Source organism: Arthrobacter sp. ATA002 (genome assembly GCF_026898095.1).
Lineage (GTDB): Bacteria > Actinomycetota > Actinomycetes > Actinomycetales > Micrococcaceae > Arthrobacter_B.
Map to the genome: position 1 here is coordinate 2,964,983 of NZ_CP114015.1, position 18,881 is coordinate 2,983,863.

The 18,881-nt window shown below is 67.4% G+C and carries 14 protein-coding genes and 1 pseudogene; 8 read left to right on the forward strand and 7 right to left on the reverse strand.

The window, feature by feature from the left end; translation table 11 throughout:
- Both eccCb and OL239_RS14655 read left to right on the forward strand, forming a co-directional pair.
- Window positions 1-1,677, forward strand: a complete 1,677-nt coding sequence (eccCb, locus tag OL239_RS14650) for a type VII secretion protein EccCb (protein WP_268909519.1) — start codon at window positions 1-3, stop codon at window positions 1,675-1,677.
- A gap of 87 nt (window positions 1,678-1,764) precedes the next feature.
- Window positions 1,765-1,971 carry a hypothetical protein gene (locus OL239_RS14655; protein WP_268909520.1) on the forward strand — a complete coding sequence of 69 codons (207 nt, stop codon included), beginning with the start codon at window positions 1,765-1,767 and terminating at the stop codon, window positions 1,969-1,971.
- A gap of 27 nt (window positions 1,972-1,998) precedes the next feature.
- On the opposite strand, the gene OL239_RS14660 is transcribed toward OL239_RS14655, so the two are convergent.
- From OL239_RS14660 to OL239_RS14680, 5 genes are all read right to left on the reverse strand, one after another.
- A complete protein-coding gene (locus OL239_RS14660; RefSeq protein ID WP_268909521.1) occupies window positions 1,999-2,829 on the reverse strand; it encodes a PP2C family protein-serine/threonine phosphatase in 831 nt (276 codons plus the stop codon).
- Between the two features lie 163 nt (window positions 2,830-2,992).
- Window positions 2,993-4,204, reverse strand: coding sequence for an adenylate/guanylate cyclase domain-containing protein (locus OL239_RS14665; RefSeq protein WP_268909522.1), 1,212 nt, complete (start codon window positions 4,202-4,204; stop codon window positions 2,993-2,995).
- Entirely contained in the window at window positions 4,197-4,772 is a 576-nt protein-coding gene (locus OL239_RS14670; RefSeq protein ID WP_268909523.1) for a PH domain-containing protein, read from the reverse strand. Before OL239_RS14670 ends, OL239_RS14665 begins: the two co-directional genes overlap by 8 nt.
- Entirely contained in the window at window positions 4,769-5,653 is an 885-nt protein-coding gene (locus tag OL239_RS14675) for a biotin--[acetyl-CoA-carboxylase] ligase (RefSeq protein ID WP_268909524.1), read from the reverse strand. The genes OL239_RS14670 and OL239_RS14675 overlap by 4 nt, the downstream gene beginning before the upstream one ends.
- Before the next feature lie 289 nt (window positions 5,654-5,942).
- Entirely contained in the window at window positions 5,943-6,791 is an 849-nt protein-coding gene (locus OL239_RS14680) for an SDR family oxidoreductase (RefSeq protein WP_268909525.1), read from the reverse strand.
- A 473-nt stretch (window positions 6,792-7,264) separates the two neighbouring features.
- Here OL239_RS14680 and OL239_RS14685 point away from each other — a divergent pair, with 473 nt between their 5' ends.
- From OL239_RS14685 to OL239_RS14705, 5 genes are all read left to right on the forward strand, one after another.
- Entirely contained in the window at window positions 7,265-8,860 is a 1,596-nt protein-coding gene (locus tag OL239_RS14685) for an acyl-CoA carboxylase subunit beta (protein ID WP_268909526.1), read from the forward strand.
- The gene (locus OL239_RS14690; RefSeq protein ID WP_268909527.1) at window positions 8,857-9,117 is read left to right on the forward strand and encodes an acyl-CoA carboxylase subunit epsilon; all 261 of its coding nucleotides are present in this window, start codon (window positions 8,857-8,859) and stop codon (window positions 9,115-9,117) included. Before OL239_RS14685 ends, OL239_RS14690 begins: the two co-directional genes overlap by 4 nt.
- Before the next feature lie 205 nt (window positions 9,118-9,322).
- Complete coding sequence (locus tag OL239_RS14695; RefSeq protein ID WP_268911781.1) at window positions 9,323-11,017, forward strand: DUF885 domain-containing protein; 1,695 nt, start codon at window positions 9,323-9,325, stop codon at window positions 11,015-11,017.
- Between the two features lie 273 nt (window positions 11,018-11,290).
- On the forward strand, window positions 11,291-12,673 hold the full coding sequence (locus tag OL239_RS14700) for a dicarboxylate/amino acid:cation symporter (protein WP_268909528.1): 1,383 nt from the start codon (window positions 11,291-11,293) through the stop codon (window positions 12,671-12,673).
- 284 nt (window positions 12,674-12,957) lie between these two features.
- The gene (locus tag OL239_RS14705; RefSeq protein ID WP_268909529.1) at window positions 12,958-13,590 is read left to right on the forward strand and encodes a Maf family protein; all 633 of its coding nucleotides are present in this window, start codon (window positions 12,958-12,960) and stop codon (window positions 13,588-13,590) included.
- A 162-nt stretch (window positions 13,591-13,752) separates the two neighbouring features.
- On the opposite strand, the gene OL239_RS14710 is transcribed toward OL239_RS14705, so the two are convergent.
- Entirely contained in the window at window positions 13,753-14,520 is a 768-nt protein-coding gene (locus OL239_RS14710; protein WP_268909530.1) for a hypothetical protein, read from the reverse strand.
- A gap of 376 nt (window positions 14,521-14,896) precedes the next feature.
- Between OL239_RS14710 and OL239_RS14720 the strand changes: the two are divergent.
- Window positions 14,897-16,760, forward strand: a pseudogene (locus tag OL239_RS14720) (acetyl/propionyl/methylcrotonyl-CoA carboxylase subunit alpha).
- A 140-nt stretch (window positions 16,761-16,900) separates the two neighbouring features.
- Here OL239_RS14720 and OL239_RS14725 read toward each other — a convergent pair.
- Window positions 16,901-18,304: an MFS transporter gene (locus tag OL239_RS14725; RefSeq protein WP_268909531.1), complete on the reverse strand. Its 1,404-nt coding sequence runs from the start codon at window positions 18,302-18,304 to the stop codon at window positions 16,901-16,903.
- Window positions 18,305-18,881: the final 577 nt, after the last annotated feature.

Consider the following 18,881-nt stretch of genomic DNA (forward strand, 5'->3'; position numbering starts at 1 on the left):
GTGGACACCACGACCTATACCCGGTTCAAGGCCGGATACGTCTCCGGGCCGCTGGAAGCCGCCCGGGAGGAGGATGTATCCGCGGGAACGGAGGACCAGCCGGAGGTCCTGCCGGTTCCGCGCTACGCGGCGACCCTCGCCCAGGCGCCGGCCGCAGTACCGGCCGCAGGCGACGGGGACAGAACCGGGGACCGGGGCGGTGCCGGCGTCGGCACCGCAGGCGCGCCGCCGTCCACCCCATCCTCCAAGCGGACCATGGGCCCGACCGTCCTCTCCACGCTGATGGAGACCCTGTCCACGTTCCCGCGCGCGGTGGCCCCCATCTGGCTTCCGCCCCTGCCCCGGGGCATCGCCCTGGACCGGGCCGCCGGCGGGCTCGCCGGGGACAAGGGACTGAGGCTGGCCAGCGGCGGATCCCTGCGGATCCCGGTGGGCCTGCTGGATGACCCGGCCAAGCAGTGGCAGGGAATCTGGGAGCTGGACCTGGCGTCCAACGGCGGCAATGCGGCCATCGTGGGCGGGCCGCAGACCGGTAAAAGTACTGCCCTGCGCACCATTGTGGCCGCATTGTCGCTGACCCACAGCCCCGCCGAGGTAGGGATCTATGCCATTGACCTGCTTGGCAGCAGCCTGCTGCCGCTGGACGGGCTGCCGCACGTGGGCGGGGTGGCGGTACGTACAAACCGGGAAGTCATCCGCCGGACCGTGGATGAGCTCCTGTCCATGCTCGCCCACCGCGAGCACGTATTCGAAAAATATCAGGTGGATTCCCTGTCAACGCTGCGCCGGCGCTGCTCGGCCGGTGAAATCCGCGAGCTGCCCAGCGCGGACATCGTGCTGGTCCTGGACGGATACGGACAGCTCAGCGATGAATTTGAAGACGTCGAAAAGGCTGTCCACGGGCTGATCAGCCGCGGCGCCGGCTACGGCATCCATGTCATTGCCACCTGCTCGCGGATGAATGAGGTCCGGATTTCCCAGCAGAGTTTCTTCGGCAACCGGATCGAGCTGCGGCTGGCTGATCCCGGCGATTCGTCCCACGGGCGCAAGCTCGCCGAGGCAGTGAGCACGGACAGCCCCGGCAGGGCGTTGACGGACCGCAAGCTGCAGGGACACTTCGCGCTGCCGCGGCTGGATTCCGATCCCGACGGCGGATCCGCTGTAGAGGGCCTGCGGGACCTGGTGGCGGCGGTAGCGGCCTCCACTCCGGAACGGGCAATGCAGGTCCGGGTCCTGCCCGGCGTGGCGTCCGCCGGCGCTGCTCCCACCCCCGACGCGGAGGCCTCCGTTCCGCTGGGGCTCCGGGAGACGGACCTGGGGACGGAAATACTGGACCTGCACGGCAGGGAACGGCACCTGCTGGTCATGGGCGACGACGGCTCCGGCAAGACCAATGTCATGCGCTCGGTGATCCGCCGGCTCCTGGAACAGCACCGCCCCGACGGCATTGTTTTCGCGGTGTTCGATCCGCGCCGGAGCCTGACCGGCGAAGTTCCGGCCGATTCGCTGGGCGGCTACGCCACCAGTGCCGCGCTGGCGGACCAGCTCGCCGCCGCCGTCGCCGGTGAGCTGCAGAAACGCAGCACGGCGGCTCCGGCGGAACTGGCGGGCCTGCCGCGCATCGTGCTGGTTATTGACGACTATGACGTCCTGACCGCCGGCGGAGCCTCACCCTGAGCCGAGTTAACCCCGTTCCTGCCGCTGGCACCGGAAATTGGCCTGCACGCCGTCCTGTCCCGGCGGGTCCGCGGGGCCAGCCGCGGCATGTACGAAGCGTTCTTTACTTCGCTGCGGGATTCGGGCAGTGCAGCCCTGATCCTCTCCGGTGACCGGGCGGAAGGCACGCTGATCAACGGCGTTCGGGCCCGAACGCTGCCGCCGGGACGGGCCCAGCTGATCCAGCCGGGCAGGCCGGTTCAGGTGCTGCAGCTGTTCCTTAACGACGGCGCCGTCCTCGCCGGCACCGGGTAGCGCCAGCGCCAGTGGCCGGCGCGGCCGTCAGTCGGTGCTGCCCGAAGCGGGCTGGGCCTCCGCTGCGCCGGGAAGAACCGCCGCCGGCACACTGCTTTCCAGGGAACCCTCGACGTCGACGACCAGGACGGTGATGTTATCGCGGCCACCGGAGCGCAGCGCTGCCTCCACCATGGAGGCGCAGGCGTCCTGCGGATTGGCGACCGAGGAGAGGATCTGCTGGAGCTGCGCGTCGCTGACCTCTCCGGTCAGCCCATCCGAGCAGACCAGCAGGCGGTCTCCGGGCTCCACCGGAATGAGCCAGTAGTCGGCGCCTGTGTCGCTGCCCGTTCCCAGCGCGCGGGTAACTACGTGGCGGCGGGGATGGATGAGTGCTTCATCCGGCGTAATCTGGCCCATATTCACCAGTTCCTGGACCTCGCTGTGGTCCACGGTGATCTGCTCCAGTGCTCCGTTCGTGAGGCGGTAGGTCCGGGAGTCTCCCACGTTGAAGACGAGCCAGCTGGGCCGGCCGGAGTCGCTGCGGACCAGGACGGCGCCGGTCAGCGTGGTGCCGGCACGGCCGCCCGTCGCATCGCGGATGCCGGCGTCAGCTTCGCGCAGCAGCAGCTGCAGGTCGGCGGATCCAACCTCAGGCAGGTGCTCGCCGATAAACGGTGCCTCGCCCAGCGTGCGGACGCAGATGCTGCTGGCCACTTCGCCGGCTTCGTGTCCGCCCATGCCGTCGGCGACGGCGAACACAGGGTCCGCGGCAATCAGCGAATCCTCGTTCTGGTCCCGGCGCAGGCCGCGGTCGGAAGCGTAGCCAAAGACTGCACGGACGTCCAGGCCCTGGGATGTCGTTTCGTCGGAGTTCATTCACGCCCTATCCGGAAGCTGCCCGTTGCGGTGGTTCGCAGTAGTGACACATCTTACGCATTTCTCCTGCTTACCCTAGCCGAATGCGCTGGACCTGTGCCCAACCGCCGGCGGGACTGCGTGCGGCGGGCCCGCGCGGGCGGACAGCGGGGGCCGCCGGCCGTCAGTCGAGGATCAGGCCGGGCCCGGTGCCCCGGGCAAGGGTGACCGGGTGGATTTCTCCGAATCCGCGGACGTTGCGCGGCTGGTGCGGAATCAGCACAAACCGGTCGTTGTGCCGCAGGGCGGCGGCTGTGGAGGCGTCCGTCAGGACGGTGCCGGGCTCCGCGAGCGACGTCAGCCGCGACGCCAGGTTGACGGTGGGACCGTAAATGTCGCCCAGCCGGGAAAGCACCCGCCCCCAGACCAGGGACACGCGGGCCGCCGGCAGCAGGTCGTCTTCGGTGAAAGCCTTGGCCAGTGCAAGGGAAATTTCGGCTCCGGCCTCGGGCGTCTCGGCGTTGAAGAGCACTTCGTCGCCGATGGTCTTAACCAGCCGCCCGCCGCCGACCGAAATGATCTCCGCGCACTTGTGCTCGAAGCGCTGGACCATGTGCGCCAGCGTCTTCTCGTTCATCTGCCGTGACAGGGAAGTGTAGGAAACCAGGTCCGCAAAGCCGACGGCGCGGGCCAGCGGCAGCGGATTGTCATCCGAGGCGGAACCGTCGTGGCTGGCCAATCCGGCTTCGGCCCGCAGCGCCAGGCGCTGCACGGCGGAGTTCATCTGCCGTTTCCAGGCGTAGACAAGTGTTTTTTCCAGCGGCTCGATCAGGGCCGGGAGGGCGGCGACGAGCGCCTTGCGGGCTTCGGCGTCGGGAATCCCGCGCTGCACCACCATTTCCTCCACCAGCGCTTCGATCTGCCACACCACCATCCGGTCGGTCATCTGCCCGATGGAGCGCATGATCGAGATGGCTGCTTCCTCGGTCAGCTGCTCATCCCGGACCAGTTCGATCACCGTCGTCAGGGCCTCCCGGTCCTGTTCGGTGAAGAACACGGCGTCGTCGTCGAGATTGGGGAAGCCCATTGCCCGCCAGAGTTTGCGGGCGGAGAGCAGTGACACGCCGGCCTCGGCTGCGGCCTCGCGCCGCTTCAGGGTGCGCGGGCCGCCGATTAGCTGGGCTTCGAGCCTGCGGACGTCCTCGCGGTCAATGGCGGCCGAGGCAGCGCCGGAGTTCGTGCCGCCGGCGCCGCCTGTACTGTCTGCACCTGCGGAAGGCCGGGCGTTGTCCGAAGACCCGGCGCCGGGCCGGGCCCGGGGAGGAACGGCCGGCATGGACAGGGTCATGGGCTCCGGATCGGCTGTACGGTCGGCGTCGCGGCCTTCTTCACTCATGTTCCCTCCCTTCGTAGTCGTAATCCCCATTTCCTTCCATATCTACACCATCGAACATGGCGGTCAGCGGCAGCTCCCCTATCGCAGCCAACACAATGGCCTTGAACTTGTGGACCTCCGGAACGTGTTCGTAGTGGACCACCCGGTCGTAGCCGACGTCCACCGCCAGCGTCCCTGAACGCTGCATCCGGTCCGTCACGGTCTGCCACACCTCGAGCTGGAAAACCGATGCCAGCGCCAGTTCGCGTTCCCGCCGGCCCAGCACGCCCTGCCGGTGAATCAGGCGGCGGTTCGTCACGATATAGCGCGCAAAGGCCCAGCGCAGCACCGGCGGGAGGCTGAAGCGCATCAGCAGCACGGCGGCAACGGCGACGACGGCGGCCTGCAGATACGCATGCCAGCCGGCCACCTGCCCGGGCAGGGAATCCCGGTCAAGATAGCCGTAGCCGAATCCGGCGGCGGCGCACACCAGGACGGCCAGGGCAACGGGCCACACCAGCTGGCGGGCGTGGGGCCGGCTGGCCACGATGATGCGTTCGCCCGGCGCCAGGTCCAGCCGGATTCTCACGCCTGCACGGCGCGCAGGTGCACGACGTCGCCCGCCACCACCGCATGCCGCTCACCAAGTTCATCGACCAGGATCAGCGATCCGTAGGTATCCAGGGCCACCGCGCGTCCGGTCAGGGTTTTTCCGCCGGGCAGCTCGGCGCGAACCTCCTGCCCCAGGGTCACCATCCGCGCCCGGACCTTCTCCAGCAGCGAGGTCCCGTCCGTCCACGGCCGGGAGGCATCGCCGTCGACTGCGCAAAACTCGCGGTACGTGCGGGCCAGTTCACGCAAATAATCCTCGAGCAGAATGTTGCGGTCGGTGGTGGAGGCGTACTCCATCAACAGCGAGGTGGCCGTGGGAACGGGCAGGTCCTCGTCCGTCAGCGACACATTCATCCCGGCGCCGACGACGACGGCGGGAGGAGCTCCGCTGGAATCCATCACCAGCTGCGCCAGGACTCCGGCCAGTTTGCGTCCGTCCACCATGACGTCGTTGGGCCACTTCAGGCGGGCTTCGACGCCGGTGCGCCCGGCCACGGATCCGGACAACGCCAGCGCGGCCAGCAGGGACAGCCAGCCGTAGGACTGGGTGGGAAGCGGCCGGCCGGCGTCGTTGACCGGCCGGAGCAGGACACTGACAAACAGCGATGAACACGGCGGGGCAATCCAGGCCCGGCCCAGCCGCCCCTTGCCGGCGGTCTGCATTTCGGCGGTCAGGACCGACAGGTCCGGAAAGCCGGAGGGATCAAGCCGTGCTGCGTCGGCCAGGTCCGTGTTCGTGGAACCGGTTTCTGCCACGACGTCCAGCCGGGGCAGGGGGCCCTGCGGCGCCAGGAGCGCAGCCCGCAGGCGCTCCTGATCAAGCCCCGGTCTTTCCATGCTGGAGTAGCGCAAATGCATGCTTCCGATCTTACGCGGGTGCCCGGACATTCCCGCCTGTCCGGGTCCCGCCGCCGGCCGCGCCGGTCCGTGCCGCCGCCGCCCTTACCCCGCCGGTCCACCGGGCCGGGCCGCCACCGGGCCGGGCCGCCACCGGGCCAGGTCCCGGGCCGTGCCCCGGCACCGCAGCATCCCGCCGTCGTGCCGCCGCCTCCCTTACCCCGCCGGTCCACCGGGCCAGGTCCCGGGCCGTGCCCCGGCACCGCAGCATCTCGCCGTCGTGCCGCCGCCGCGCAGGGAATACGCCCTCCTAGAGGAAGAAGTCCTGCATCAGCTGGTCTTCGGGCGCGCCTAGTGAGTAGGGGCGGAAGTCGGTGATGCCTTCCTCGCGGAGGACCTGCTCATCGGTGTAGAAGTTGCCGGTGGTTTCGCGGCTGGGGCGGGTCAGGACGGCGTGGGCGGCGTCGGCCATGATGTCCGCGCTGCGCGAGGCGGCGGCCATCTTTTCGCCGCCGAGGTTGCGGATGGCGGCCGTGTCGATCGCAGTGACGGGCCAGAGCGAATTCACGGCCACGCCGTCGTTCTTCAGTTCCTCCGCCAGCCCGAGCGTGGTCAGGGACATCCCGTATTTGGCCATTGTGTAGGCCAGGTAGGATCCGGCCCACTTGGGATCGAGGTTCAGCGGCGGGGAAAGCGTCAGGATGTGCGGGTTCTCCGACCGGCGCAGGGCGTCAAGGGAGAATTTGGAGAGCATGAACGTGCCGCGGACGTTGATGTCAGCCATCAGGTCGTAGCTCTTCATGGTGACATCGTCGGTGTTCCGCAGGTCGATGGCGGAGGCGTTGTTCACCACGATGTCGATGCCGCCGAAGCGCTCGACCGTCTCGGCCACGGCACGGGCGACGTCGTCATCATTGCGCACATCGCCAATGATCGGCAGGGCCTTGCCGCCGGCCGCCTCCAGCTGCTCTGCCGCGGTGTAGACCGTGCCGGCCAGCTTGGGGTGGGGTTCGGCGGTTTTGGCCATGATGGCGATGTTCGCGCCGTCGGCAGCCGCGCGCAGCGCAATGGCCAGGCCGATGCCGCGGCTGCCGCCGGACATGAGGATGGTGCGGCCGGCGAGGGAACGGGTCTGGGCATCGGATGTGAGAGAAGTCATGGCAACAGGCTAATACACCGCAGGACAATATGTTACTCACCAGTAACATCCGTCTGGGGAGTTCGTCTGGCGGGCACCTCTGCCGTTCAGTGCCCGGCGGCCCGTCCGTTGTACAGATAACGGGCCTCCACCCCATCCGTTGTACAGATAACGGGCCTCCACCCCATCCGTTGTACAGATAACGGGCTTCCACCGACTCTTTGAGCCCGTTATCTGTACAACGGAATCCAGCACCGGCCGAAGACGCCGACGCCGGACAGCGGACGCCACTAGCTGTCAACCGTCCCCGTACCGCACAACCCCGGCCAAGCCCAGCAGCGCGAAATTGTAGGATCCCTACACCGGGGCTCAGCGAATGCCCTCACTAGACTGGATAAATCGCCGTGCACGTTGTGCAATTCCTACTTAACGCAGAAATCCCGCACCAGCACCGCCCGGCACACGCCCCATCCACTCAGCATTCCGGAGACCAGATGAGCATCGACCAGGACCTTGATCTGCAGACGACAGCCGGCAAGATCGCTGAGTACCGCCGCCGCCAGGCGCAGGCTGAAATGCCCTCCGGCCCGGCCGCAGTTGAGAAGCAGCACGCCCGCGGCAAGCACACCGCCCGGGAGCGCATCGAGATGCTCGTTGATGCCGGATCCTTCGTCGAGCTCGACGCCCTGGCGGTCCACCGCTCCACCGCGTTCGGCATGGAAAAGAAGAAGCCCCTCGGTGACGGCCTGGTCTCGGGCTACGCCACCGTGGACGGCCGCCCGATTGCCGTCTACAGCCAGGACTTCAGCGTGTACGGCGGGTCGCTGAGCCAGGTCAACGGCGAGAAGATCGTCAAGGTCCAGGAACACGCGCTGCGCAACGGCTGCCCCGTCGTCGGCATCCTCGACGGCGGCGGCGCCCGCATCCAGGAGGGCGTGGCCTCGCTGGCCATGTTCGCCGATATCTTCCGCAACAACGTCCATGCCTCCGGCGTGGTGCCTCAGATTTCACTCATCATGGGTCCGTCCGCCGGCGGCGCCGCCTACTTCCCCGCGCTCACCGACTACGTGGTGATGGTGGACAAGACCAGCCACATGTTCATCACCGGCCCGGACGTCATCAAGACCGTGACCGGTGAGGACGTGGATATGGAAACCCTGGGCGGGGCGCGGCAGCACAACGCCAACACCGGCACCTCCACCTACCTGGCCTCCGACGAAGAGGACGCCATCGAGTTTGTCCGCGAGCTGCTGGATTTCCTGCCCTCGAACAACCTCGCCGAAGCGCCGCTGGCCGCCTTCGCGCAGGACCTGGAAATGAACGACGGCGATCTGGCCCTCGACGAGCTCATCCCCGACTCCGCTAACCAGCCCTACGACATGCGCGCGGTGATCGAGCAGGTCCTCGACGACGGCCACTTCCTCGAAATGCAGTCCCTCTACGCGCCGAATGTCATCATCGGCTACGGCCGGGTCGAGGGACACACTGTCGGGATCGTCGCCAACCAGCCGATGCAGTTCGCCGGCACCCTGGACATCGCCGCCTCCGAGAAGGCCGCCCGCTTTGTCCGCAACTGCGACGCCTTCAACATCCCCATCCTCACCTTCGTCGACGTCCCGGGGTTCCTGCCGGGCACCGACCAGGAGTTCAACGGCATCATCCGCCGCGGCGCCAAACTGCTCTATGCCTACGCCGAGGCCACCGTCCCCAAGCTCACCGTCATCACCCGCAAGGCGTACGGCGGCGCGTACATCGTGATGGGTTCCAAGAAACTCGGTGCGGACCTGAACCTCGCCTGGCCCACCGCACAGATTGGCGTCATGGGCGCCCAGGGCGCGGTCAACATTCTCTACCGCGGGCAGCTCAAGGCAGCGGCCGACGCCGGTGAAAACGTTGAGCAGGCCCGCGCGGACTACATCGCGCAGTATGAAGAAGAGCTGCTCAACCCGTACCAGGCCGCCGAGCTCGGGTACGTCGACGCCGTCGTCGCCCCCTCGGAAACCCGGCTGCAGCTGATCCGCGGGCTCCGGGCACTCCGCGACAAGCGGGCTTCCCTGCCGGCCAAGAAGCACGGAAACATTCCGCTGTGAGTGCCTGGGAGCTGCCGGATCCGTGGGACCGGACGCCGGAGCCGGCCGCGCCGCAGCCGCCGCTGTTTTCCGTCCTCGGCGGCAATCCGTCGGCCGAGGAACTGGCGGCGCTCACCGCCGTCGTCATGGGCCTGAACGACGGCGGTGCCGCCCCGCGTGCCACTGCCGAATCCGCGCGCCGGACCTGGAACCGGCGGCGGATGCTGAGCCTGGCGCCCAAGCCGGGGCCCGGTTCCTGGCGGCGCAGCTTCCGCTGACCGCGCAGCTTCCGCTGACCGCGCCCCGCCGCTGACCGCGCAACGGCGGGAGCGGCGGGCGCGGCGGGAGCGGCGGGCGCGGCGGGAGCGGCGGGCGCGGCGGGCGCGGCGGGCGCACGTTACACCACCGGCTGCGAACGCGAGATGAACGCCGGGTTCGCGTTAGGCTTCACCTGTGACCCAACAGACTCCTTCCTCAGATCCCCTGTCCTTCGCTGGTTCGCACAACCGCCAGCCGACCGCCATCGACGCCGTTGCCGATGCCTTCACCGAATCACTGCTGCAGCTGGATCCATCCCTCGCCACCTCGCTGGGTATCCCCGGGCGTGAGACCGAATACGCGGATTACTCCCCCGCAGGCCTGGAATCCGTCGCGGAAGCCATCCGGGAAACCCTGGAGCGGCTCGACGGGCTCCAGCCGGCCGACGACGTCGACAGCGTCACCCTCGATGCCATGCACGAGCGGCTCGGCCTGGAACTGGAAATCCACGAGTCCGGCTGGAACCTCTCGGACCTGAACAACATCGCCTCGCCCGCCCAGGAGATCCGGTCGATCTTTGACCTCATGCCCACCGCCACGGTGGAGGACTGGCAACACATCTGCGGCCGGCTGCACAACGTCTCCGACGCCGTATCCGGCTACATGACCTCTCTGCGCGCCGGCAGGGAACGCGGACTGCTGCCCGCGAGCCGCCAGGTGCAGATTGTCATGGAACAGACCGCCAAGTACGCCGAGGACGGCGGCTTCTTTGACGACTACACCGCCAAGGCCGCACTGCCCGACGGCGGGGCCCTCCCGGAGAGCCTCACCGCCGCCCTGCGGGCCGGCGCCGACTCCGCCCGCGCCGCCTACCGCAACCTTGCCGCATTCCTGGAAACCGAACTGCTGCCGGGGGCTCCCGAAAAGGACGCAGTGGGCCGGGAGCGTTATGCCCTGATGTCCCGCCGTTTCCTCGGTTCCGCCGTGGACCTGGAGGAGACCTACCAGTGGGGCGTGGAGGAACTTGACCGGATCATCGCCGAGCAGGAAGCCGTAGCCGAGCAGATTCGTCCCGGAGCCTCCGTCGAAGAGGCCATGCGCCTGCTGGACGAGGATCCCGCCCGGCAGCTGCACGGCACGGACGAACTTCAGGCCTGGATGCAGGGCCTGGCTGACCGTGCCGTGGCCGACCTCGCCGGTACGCACTTTGACATCGACGGGCCCATGCGTGAGATCGAGTGCATGATCGCCCCCACGCAGGAAGGCGGCATCTACTACACCGGCCCCAGCGACGACTTCTCCCGCCCGGGCCGCATGTGGTGGTCCGTTCCCGCCGGCGAGGACACCTTCACCACGTGGAAGGAGACGACCACCGTTTACCACGAGGGCGTTCCCGGACACCATCTTCAGATTGCAACGGCGACGGCGGCCCGCGGACTCCTCAACAACTGGCGCCGCAACATCTGCTGGGTGTCCGGCCACGGCGAAGGCTGGGCACTGTACGCCGAACGGCTGATGGACGAACTGGGCTACCTCAGCGACCCCGGGGACAAGATGGGCATGCTCGACGCGCAGCGCATGCGGGCCGCCCGCGTGGTCTTCGACATCGGCGTGCACCTGGAACTGGAGGTTCCCGAGCGCTGGGGCTCCGGCATCTGGACGGCTGAGAAGGGCTACGAGTTCCTGAAACAGAACCTTGCGATCTCCGAGGGACAGCTGAACTTCGAGTTCACCCGCTACCTCGGCTGGCCGGGCCAGGCCCCGGCCTACAAGCTGGGCCAGCGCCTGTGGGAGCAGATCCGGGACGAGGTCCGCAGCCGCGAGGGCGAGAACTTCGACCAGAAGGATTTCCACACGCGGGCACTTTCCCTGGGTTCGGTCGGCCTGGATACCCTCCGGCGGGCACTGCTGGAGGCTTAGCCGGCGGGGCAGGGCCGCAGCGCTCACCGGCAGCCCCAAACCGGACCCATCCGCGCGACATTCCTCACAGCAGGATCCGGAATAACCCCCGGAACGGGCCATTCACCGCCACGTTCCGGGGTTTCGCCTGCTCGGCGCGAAACACCCAGTTTTCTTGACGTAACATTTCGCAACCGACGGTCGAATCTGGTAAGAGTCCGGCACTACTATCTTCAAGTGACCACACAGACTCCCTCCCCTAAGACTTCCTCCGGCCGCAGGTTGCCGCGGTGGATGACTGCATTCGGGCCGCAGATCATCATCGCTCTCATTGTTGGCCTGCTGCTGGGCCTGCTGGCCAAGAACATGGGCACCGTCGGCGACGGTGAGCCCAACTGGCTGACGACCACGCTGAACACCATCGGCACGAGCTACGTCTCGCTGCTGAAGGCCGCCGTCGTCCCCCTGATCTTCACCGCCGTCGTGAGCTCGATTGCCAACCTGCGCGAGGTGTCCAACGCCGCCCGCCTGGCCTGGCAGACACTGCTCTGGTTCGCCATCACGGCGCTCATTGCCGTGGTGATCGGCATCCTGCTGGGTGTGATCATGCAGCCCGGCGCCAATGCCGACGCCGAGCCGCCCGCCGAGTACGAAGGCGGCACCGGAAGCTGGATGGGCTTCCTGACCGGTCTGATCCCGGCGAACTTCATGGGCCTGACAGCCTCTTCCACCGCCGTCGACCCGGAAACCGTCACCACGGCACTGAACTTCAACGTGCTGCAGGTACTGGTCATCGCGATCGCCGTCGGCATTGCCGCCCTGAAGGTGGGCAAGCCCGCTGCTCCGTTCCTGGCCCTGAACGCCTCTGCCCTGGCCGTCATCCAGAAGGTCCTCTGGTGGATCATCCGCCTGGCCCCGCTGGGTACCGTGGGTCTGATCGGCCGCGCCGTGGCCACCTACGGCTGGGACACCATCGGCTCGCTGGGCATGTTCGCGATCGCCATCTACGTTGGCCTGGCCATTGTCCTGTTCGTGGTTTATCCGGTACTCATCAAGGCCCACGGTCTGTCCATCCGCCAGTGGTTCTCCGGCGCCTGGCCGGCCATCCAGCTGGCCTTCGTTTCGCGCTCTTCCGTGGGCACCCTGCCGCTGACCCAGCGGGTGACCGAGCGGAACCTGGGCGTATCCCGGGCCTACGCGTCCTTCGCCGTGCCGCTGGGTGCCACCACCAAGATGGACGGCTGCGCCTCGATCTACCCGGCCATCTCCGCCATCTTCGTGGCGCAGTTCTTCGGCATTGACCTGGGCTTCACCGATTACCTGCTGATCGCCCTGGTGTCCGTACTGGGTTCGGCCGCGACCGCCGGAACCACCGGCGCCGTCGTCATGCTGACCCTGACGCTCTCCACTCTGGGCCTGCCGCTGGCCGGCGTGGGCCTGTTGCTGGCCATCGACCCGATCCTGGACATGGGCCGCACCGCCGTGAACGTGGCGGGTCAGACCGTGGTCCCCGCGATCGTCGCCAAGCGCAACGGCCTGCTGGATGCGAACATGTACAACGCCAAGCGCACCGGTGATCCGTTCGCGGACGACTCCTCCGAGATCGCCGACGAAGTGACCGAGGCCGTCGAGGACACAGTGCCCGCCACTGTTCCCGCCGCTCCCCGGACGCGCTGATTCACGCGGAGCGCTGAGCGAGGCGGAGCACTGAGTGACTCGTTGCTGCTGAGTGACTCGTTGCTGCTGAGTGACTCGTTGCTGCTGCCGCGAGGGCCGTCCCGGATATCCGGGGCGGCCTTCCGCGTTCGGCGGGCTATTTCCGGCGGGCTGCTCCGGCGGGGCCGGCCCGGCGACGCGTCCCGGCGGGACTTCCCGGCGGGACTTCCCGGCGGGACTTCCGGCGGGCCGGTGCATGGGCCCCATGCACCGGCCCCATACACGGGCCCGGCTAGGCTTGAGGGGTGACTGACCTGAATCTCATCCTCGCTTCCGCTTCCCCCGCCCGCACCAAGCTGCTGACCAACGCCGGAATCACGCACAGTGTCCTCGTGTCCGACGTCGACGAAGACGCCGTCACCGCCCGCTACGGCACCTCGGACCCGCATGACACCGCCCTGCTGCTCGCCCGGGCCAAGGCCGAAGCCGTGGCCGGGCTGCCCGAGGCCGAGGGATCCCTGGTGATCGGCTGCGACTCGGTTTTCGAGTTCGACGGCGAAGCCCACGGCAAGCCCTGGGAGCCCGAAGTTGCCCGCGAACGCATCCGCCGGATGAGCGGAAACGTGGGAGTGCTGCATACCGGGCATTGGCTGGTCGACTGCCGCGACACCGAAGATGACGGTTCGGGTGCGACGCTCGGCGGCGTCAGCTCCGCGTCCGTGCATTTCGCGAAGCTCACCGACGAAGAAATCGATGCCTACGTTGCCACCGGTGAGCCGCTGCAGGTGGCCGGTTCGTTTACGATCGATTCCCTGGGCGGGGCCTTCATTGAGAAAGTCGACGGCGATCCGCATGCCGTGGTCGGGCTTTCCGTGTCGATGCTCCGCGAGCTGCTCGCAAGCGCCGGCGTGAAGATCACGGACCTCTGGGACCGGTAAGACATCCTCCCCGGCATCCGTTGTACAGATAACGGGCCCATCCCGGCTCCGGCGGCATCCGTTGTACAGATAACGGGCCCATCCCGGCTCCGGAACCCCGTTATCTGTACTAGCGATGACTCCGGGAAAAGGAATGACCCGTTTAGGACGGGCGCCAACCTGCTATGGCCAGGCCACGGCGCACCTTTGCGCTAACAGCGCGGTGCCCCGAGCCAGATCCGTTTTGCTGATTTTCACCTGCACCCAGCCGAGCTCAGCCGTCTTCAAATCCCGATAGTGGTCCCGGGCCTGCTGCTCTGCGGTGAGATGGTGCGCGCCGTCGTACTCCAGACAGGTCCGATATTCGTTACAGCCCAGGTCCACCCAGACCTGCGCTTTTCCGCCCTTGTCACGAATGGCGACGTTAGGTACGAATTCCGGCATGCCCGGATCTTTCGACAGCATGAGCCGCAGCAGGGTTTCGCGTGGCGAGTCCACCCCCACACGAAGACAGTCCAGCGCCGACAGGCATTTACGCAGATGGGCAACACCTTTCCTGCCCTCTATAAAGGCCCGGAGGTCTTCCAAGGGGACGAGTGCGTGCCGCGGCGGACCGAAACCCCGATGGTGCTCGCTTACTATCTGATCGCCCGTGACAATGAGCTCTTCCACAGACAGCAGTCCGGCAAGGTCGAGCCAAGTACGCGCTATCCCGGTCACGGCCAGGCCCGCAATCGTGCCCGTGTCTTCAGCGCTCAGGTCCAAACGGTGGCCTTCAACATTTCTCCTCCGAGGTGCACTCTTCCCAGGCCCGCGGCTCAGGTGCAGCACGGGTTCTTCCTCCAGCCGCCGCGGCAGCACCAGGCCGTGGAGCCTTGCCGCGGTGGAATGGCTGATGACTGCATCCGGCAGCAGGTCCAGGTACGGCCGGCAGCTCATTGCAAGGTTCACCGCCGCGCCCCGCGGAATTCGGATGGAACGGCTCGGAGTGCGGAGATCGGAGGCACGAAGCCGATCAACCCCTACCCCCAGCGCTTTAGCTTCGACGACGGTGAATGGTTGCTCCCCCAGTCGGGGAGGAAGCGCGTTCGGATGTCTCATGCATTCCATAAACCATCTTCGGCCGGGTTGACGACCGCCAATGGGTTCCGCGGTGCATAACCGGATCAACGCATCCAGCTGTGCAGGGATACCCGGACTAACCGAACCCGATTGTAGGGTCCCCACAACGAAACGCATCGTCCCACGCACAAACAGCACGCATTATGGCCGGAAACCACAAAACCGCGCTAGGCTCCGAACAGATCAAAAGGAGCCAGTGCATTCAATGAGCCAGTTCAACCCCGCGCCCGCCGGCGACCCGCAGAACCCGCAACTGACACAGCAGACGGAGCAAACGCAGCAGGTCCGGCGCATCACCAAAGTCCTGATCGCCAACCGCGGTGAAATCGCGGTCCGCGTCATCCGGGCCGCCCGGGACGAGGGCCTGGCGTCGGTCGCCGTCTACGCCGATCCGGACCGCGACGCCCTGCACGTCCGCCTCGCCGATGAGGCATACTCCTGCGCGGCAGCACAGCGGCGGAGTCCTACCTGGACATGGGCAAGATACTCGACGCCGCCCGCAAGTCCGGCGCGGACGCCATCCACCCGGGGTACGGGTTCCTGTCGGAGAACGCCGAGTTTGCCCAGCGCGTCATCGACGCCGGCCTGACCTGGATCGGACCTTCCCCGCACGCCATTTCCTCTCTCGGCGACAAGGTGCAGGCCCGCCATATTGCGGCCAAGGTCGGCGCACCGCTGGTTCCAGGTACTGCCGATCCGGTAAAGAACGCCGCCGAAGTCCTGGACTTCGCCGACGCGCACGGCCTGCCGCTGGCCATCAAGGCTGCCTTCGGCGGCGGCGGCCGCGGCATCAAGGTGGCCCGCACCCGCGAGGAAATTCCGGAAATGTACGACTCAGCGGTCCGCGAGGCCACCGCCGCCTTCGGCCGCGGCGAGTGCTTCATCGAACGTTTTCTGGATGCCCCGCGGCACGTCGAAACCCAGTGCCTCGCCGACGCGCACGGCAACGTCGTCGTCGTCTCCACCCGTGACTGCTCGCTGCAGCGCCGCAACCAGAAGCTCGTCGAGGAAGCACCGGCACCGTTCCTCACCGAGGAACAGAACGAGCGCCTCTACGCCGCGTCCAAGGCCATCCTGCGCGAAGCCGGGTACCAGGGCGCGGGAACCTGCGAGTTCCTCGTCGGCACCGACGGCACCATTTCCTTCCTCGAGGTCAACACCCGCCTGCAGGTTGAGCACCCCGTGTCCGAGGAAGTCACCGGCCTGGACCTGGTCCGCGAGCAGTTCCGGCTGGCCCGCGGCGAGGAGCTCGGCTACGGCGACCCCGAGGTCCGCGGCCACTCGTTCGAGTTCCGCATCAACGGCGAGGACCCGGGCCGCAGCTTCATGCCCGCCCCGGGAACCGTGGAGACCTTCAAGCTGCCCTCGGGTCCGGGCGTGCGCGTGGATTCGGGCATCGAAGCCGGCGAAACGGTGGGCGGAAACTTCGATTCGATGCTGGCCAAGCTAATCGTCACCGGCGCCACACGCGAGCAGGCCCTGCAGCGCGCCCGCCGGGCCCTGGCCGAAATGGAAATCACCGGCATGCCCACGGTGCTGCCGTTCCACGCCGCCGTCGTCGCTCACCCAGATTTCGCCCCGGCGGACGGGCCGTTCGCCGTGCACACCCGCTGGATTGAAACCGCGTTCAATAACACCATTCCGGCCTGGTCAGGGACCTGGCCTCACAGCACGACGACGGCGGCCGCCAGCGCGTCACCGTCGAGGTGGGCGGCAAACGGCTCGACGTCGTGCTCCCGGCCGGCCTGGGTGGCTCCGGCAACGGCAGCAACGGGGCGGCCGGGCGGGGCGCAGCCAACGGAAAGGCCCGCAAGACCTCCCGCACCCGCGGCGGAACCAACCCGGCAGCCACCGGCGAGGCCCTGACCTCCCCGATGCAGGGCACCATCGTCAAGGTGGCCGTGCAGGAGGGGGCGCAGGTCGCCGAAGGTGACCTCGTCGTCGTGCTCGAAGCCATGAAGATGGAGCAGCCGCTCACAGCGCACAAGTCCGGCACCGTGTCAGGCCTCAGCGCCCTGCCCGGCGCGACGGTTTCCGCCGGTGCCGTGATCGCCTCGATCCTGGACTAGCGGCGCCAGCCCCGCGAGGCGGAGCAGCGCGGGCCCCGGCCAGGCGGAGCAGCCCCGGCGTGCCGCGGCCCCTTTCCGGCACAGCAAAAACGGCTCGGCCCCTTCCGGGGCCGAGCCGTTGTCGTTGGAACGCCGGACCGCTAGCTGGAGTGGTTCGTGTAGTCCACGTCTTTGGTGTCCTTGGTGACGAACAGGGCGATCAGCGTCAGTACCGCCATCGAGGACAGGTACACGCCCACCAGCCACGGGCTGCCGTCCGCTGCCTGCCACAGGGCCACCGCGATGAACGGGGCCACGGCGGCACCGAGGATCGAGGAGACGTTGTAGGCGATGGCGGAGCCGGTGTAGCGGACGTTCGTGGGGAACAGTTCCGGCAGCATGGCGCCCATCGGCCCGAAGGTCAGGCCCATCAGCGTGAAGCCGATGATCAGCAGGGCCATCACGCCTACGGTTCCGCCGTCGAACAGCGGCGCAAAGGTGAAGCCAAAGAGGAAGATTGCTGCAGTCACGGCCAGCAGTGTCTTGCGCCGGCCGAACTTCTCGGCAAGCGGCCCGGAGACCAGGGTGAAGATACCGAAGAATACGACGCCGATGATCAGCATGACCAGGAAATCGTTGCGGGCATAGCCCAGTCCGGCGGCGAAGCTTTCCGGATCGAAGGTCTTTCCGGCTGACTCGGCGGCGGCGCGCGCGGCGTCCTCGGTCTTGGCGGCGGTCCCGTAGGACAGCGTGAAGGTGGTCATCAGGTAGAACAGCACGTAGGTGGCCAACATGATGAACGTGCCGGCAATCATCTGGCGCCAGCTGTACTTGAACGCGCGGCTCAGCGGCAGCTTGCTGACTTCACCGGAGTCAACGACCTTCTGGAAGGCCGGTGTCTCCACCAGCTTCAGCCGCACATACAGGCCGATGATCACCATGACGGCACTGGCCAGGAATGGAATCCGCCAGCCCCAGGAATCGAACGCCTCGGCATCGAGCTGGATGCTGAGGATCAGGAACAGCCCGTTGGCCAGGATGAATCCGATAGGGGCGCCCAGCTGCGGGAACGTTCCCCAGACGGCGCGCTTGTCCGCCGGCGCGTTTTCCGTGGCCAGCAGCGCGGCGCCGGACCACTCCCCGCCGAGCGCCAGCCCCTGGGCAAACCGCAGCACCACCAGCATTGCCGGCGCCAGGATGGTCCAGCCGTCGACGGCGGTGGGCAGGCAGCCGATCAGGAAGGTGGCGATGCCCATGGTCAGCAGCGACGCGACCAGGGTTCCCTTGCGGCCGACCTTGTCCCCGAAGTGCCCGAAGACGATCGAGCCGAGCGGGCGGGCGATGAACGCCACGCCGAAGACGGCGAAGGAACTCAGCAGCGCAGTGACGCCTTCGGCGTTCGGGAAGAACAGCCGGGGGAACACGAGGACTGCGGCGGTGGCGTAGACGTAAAAGTCATAGAACTCGATGGACGTGCCGACGAGGCTGGCAACGATCACCCGGCCCTTGGAATTGGCCTTGGCCGGTGCCGATGCCGGCACCGCGGAGGGATTCGTAGTAGACATTGGAGGTCTTTCGGAAGGTGGGAGTGAAGATACCGACCATGGTAGGTGTGCCGTTTCACCATCCGGACATCCTGTCCAGCATTTGGACACATGTGTCAGATTGCTGCTGCTCGGCAGGGGTCGATGGCGGGCCGGGACGGATCAACGACGGCGGCGGTCGCCGTCCGCGCAGCAGTTTCGCACCATTCCTGCACCCGTTGTACAGCTAACGGGCTCAACCGCGCGGGATAGGCCCATTATCTGTACAACAGAGTTCCTGCGGACCGTAACAGCGCACCCGTTGTACAGCTAACGGGCTCAACCGCGCGGAATAGGCCCATTACCTGTACAGCGGATTTCCTGCGGACCCGGATCGCGTACCCGCCACACAAAGCCCGCACCCGCGGCGGAAGTTACTCCACCGCGGATGCGGGCCGGAACCGGACAGGTGCGGCTGGGACCGAACCGGCGGGGCCGGGGCCGGACCGGACCGGACCGGCGGCAGTTTCGCACCATTCCTGCACCCGTTGTACAGCTGACGGGCTCAACCGCGCGGAATAGGCCCATTATCTGTACAACAGAGTTCCAGCGGGCCCTA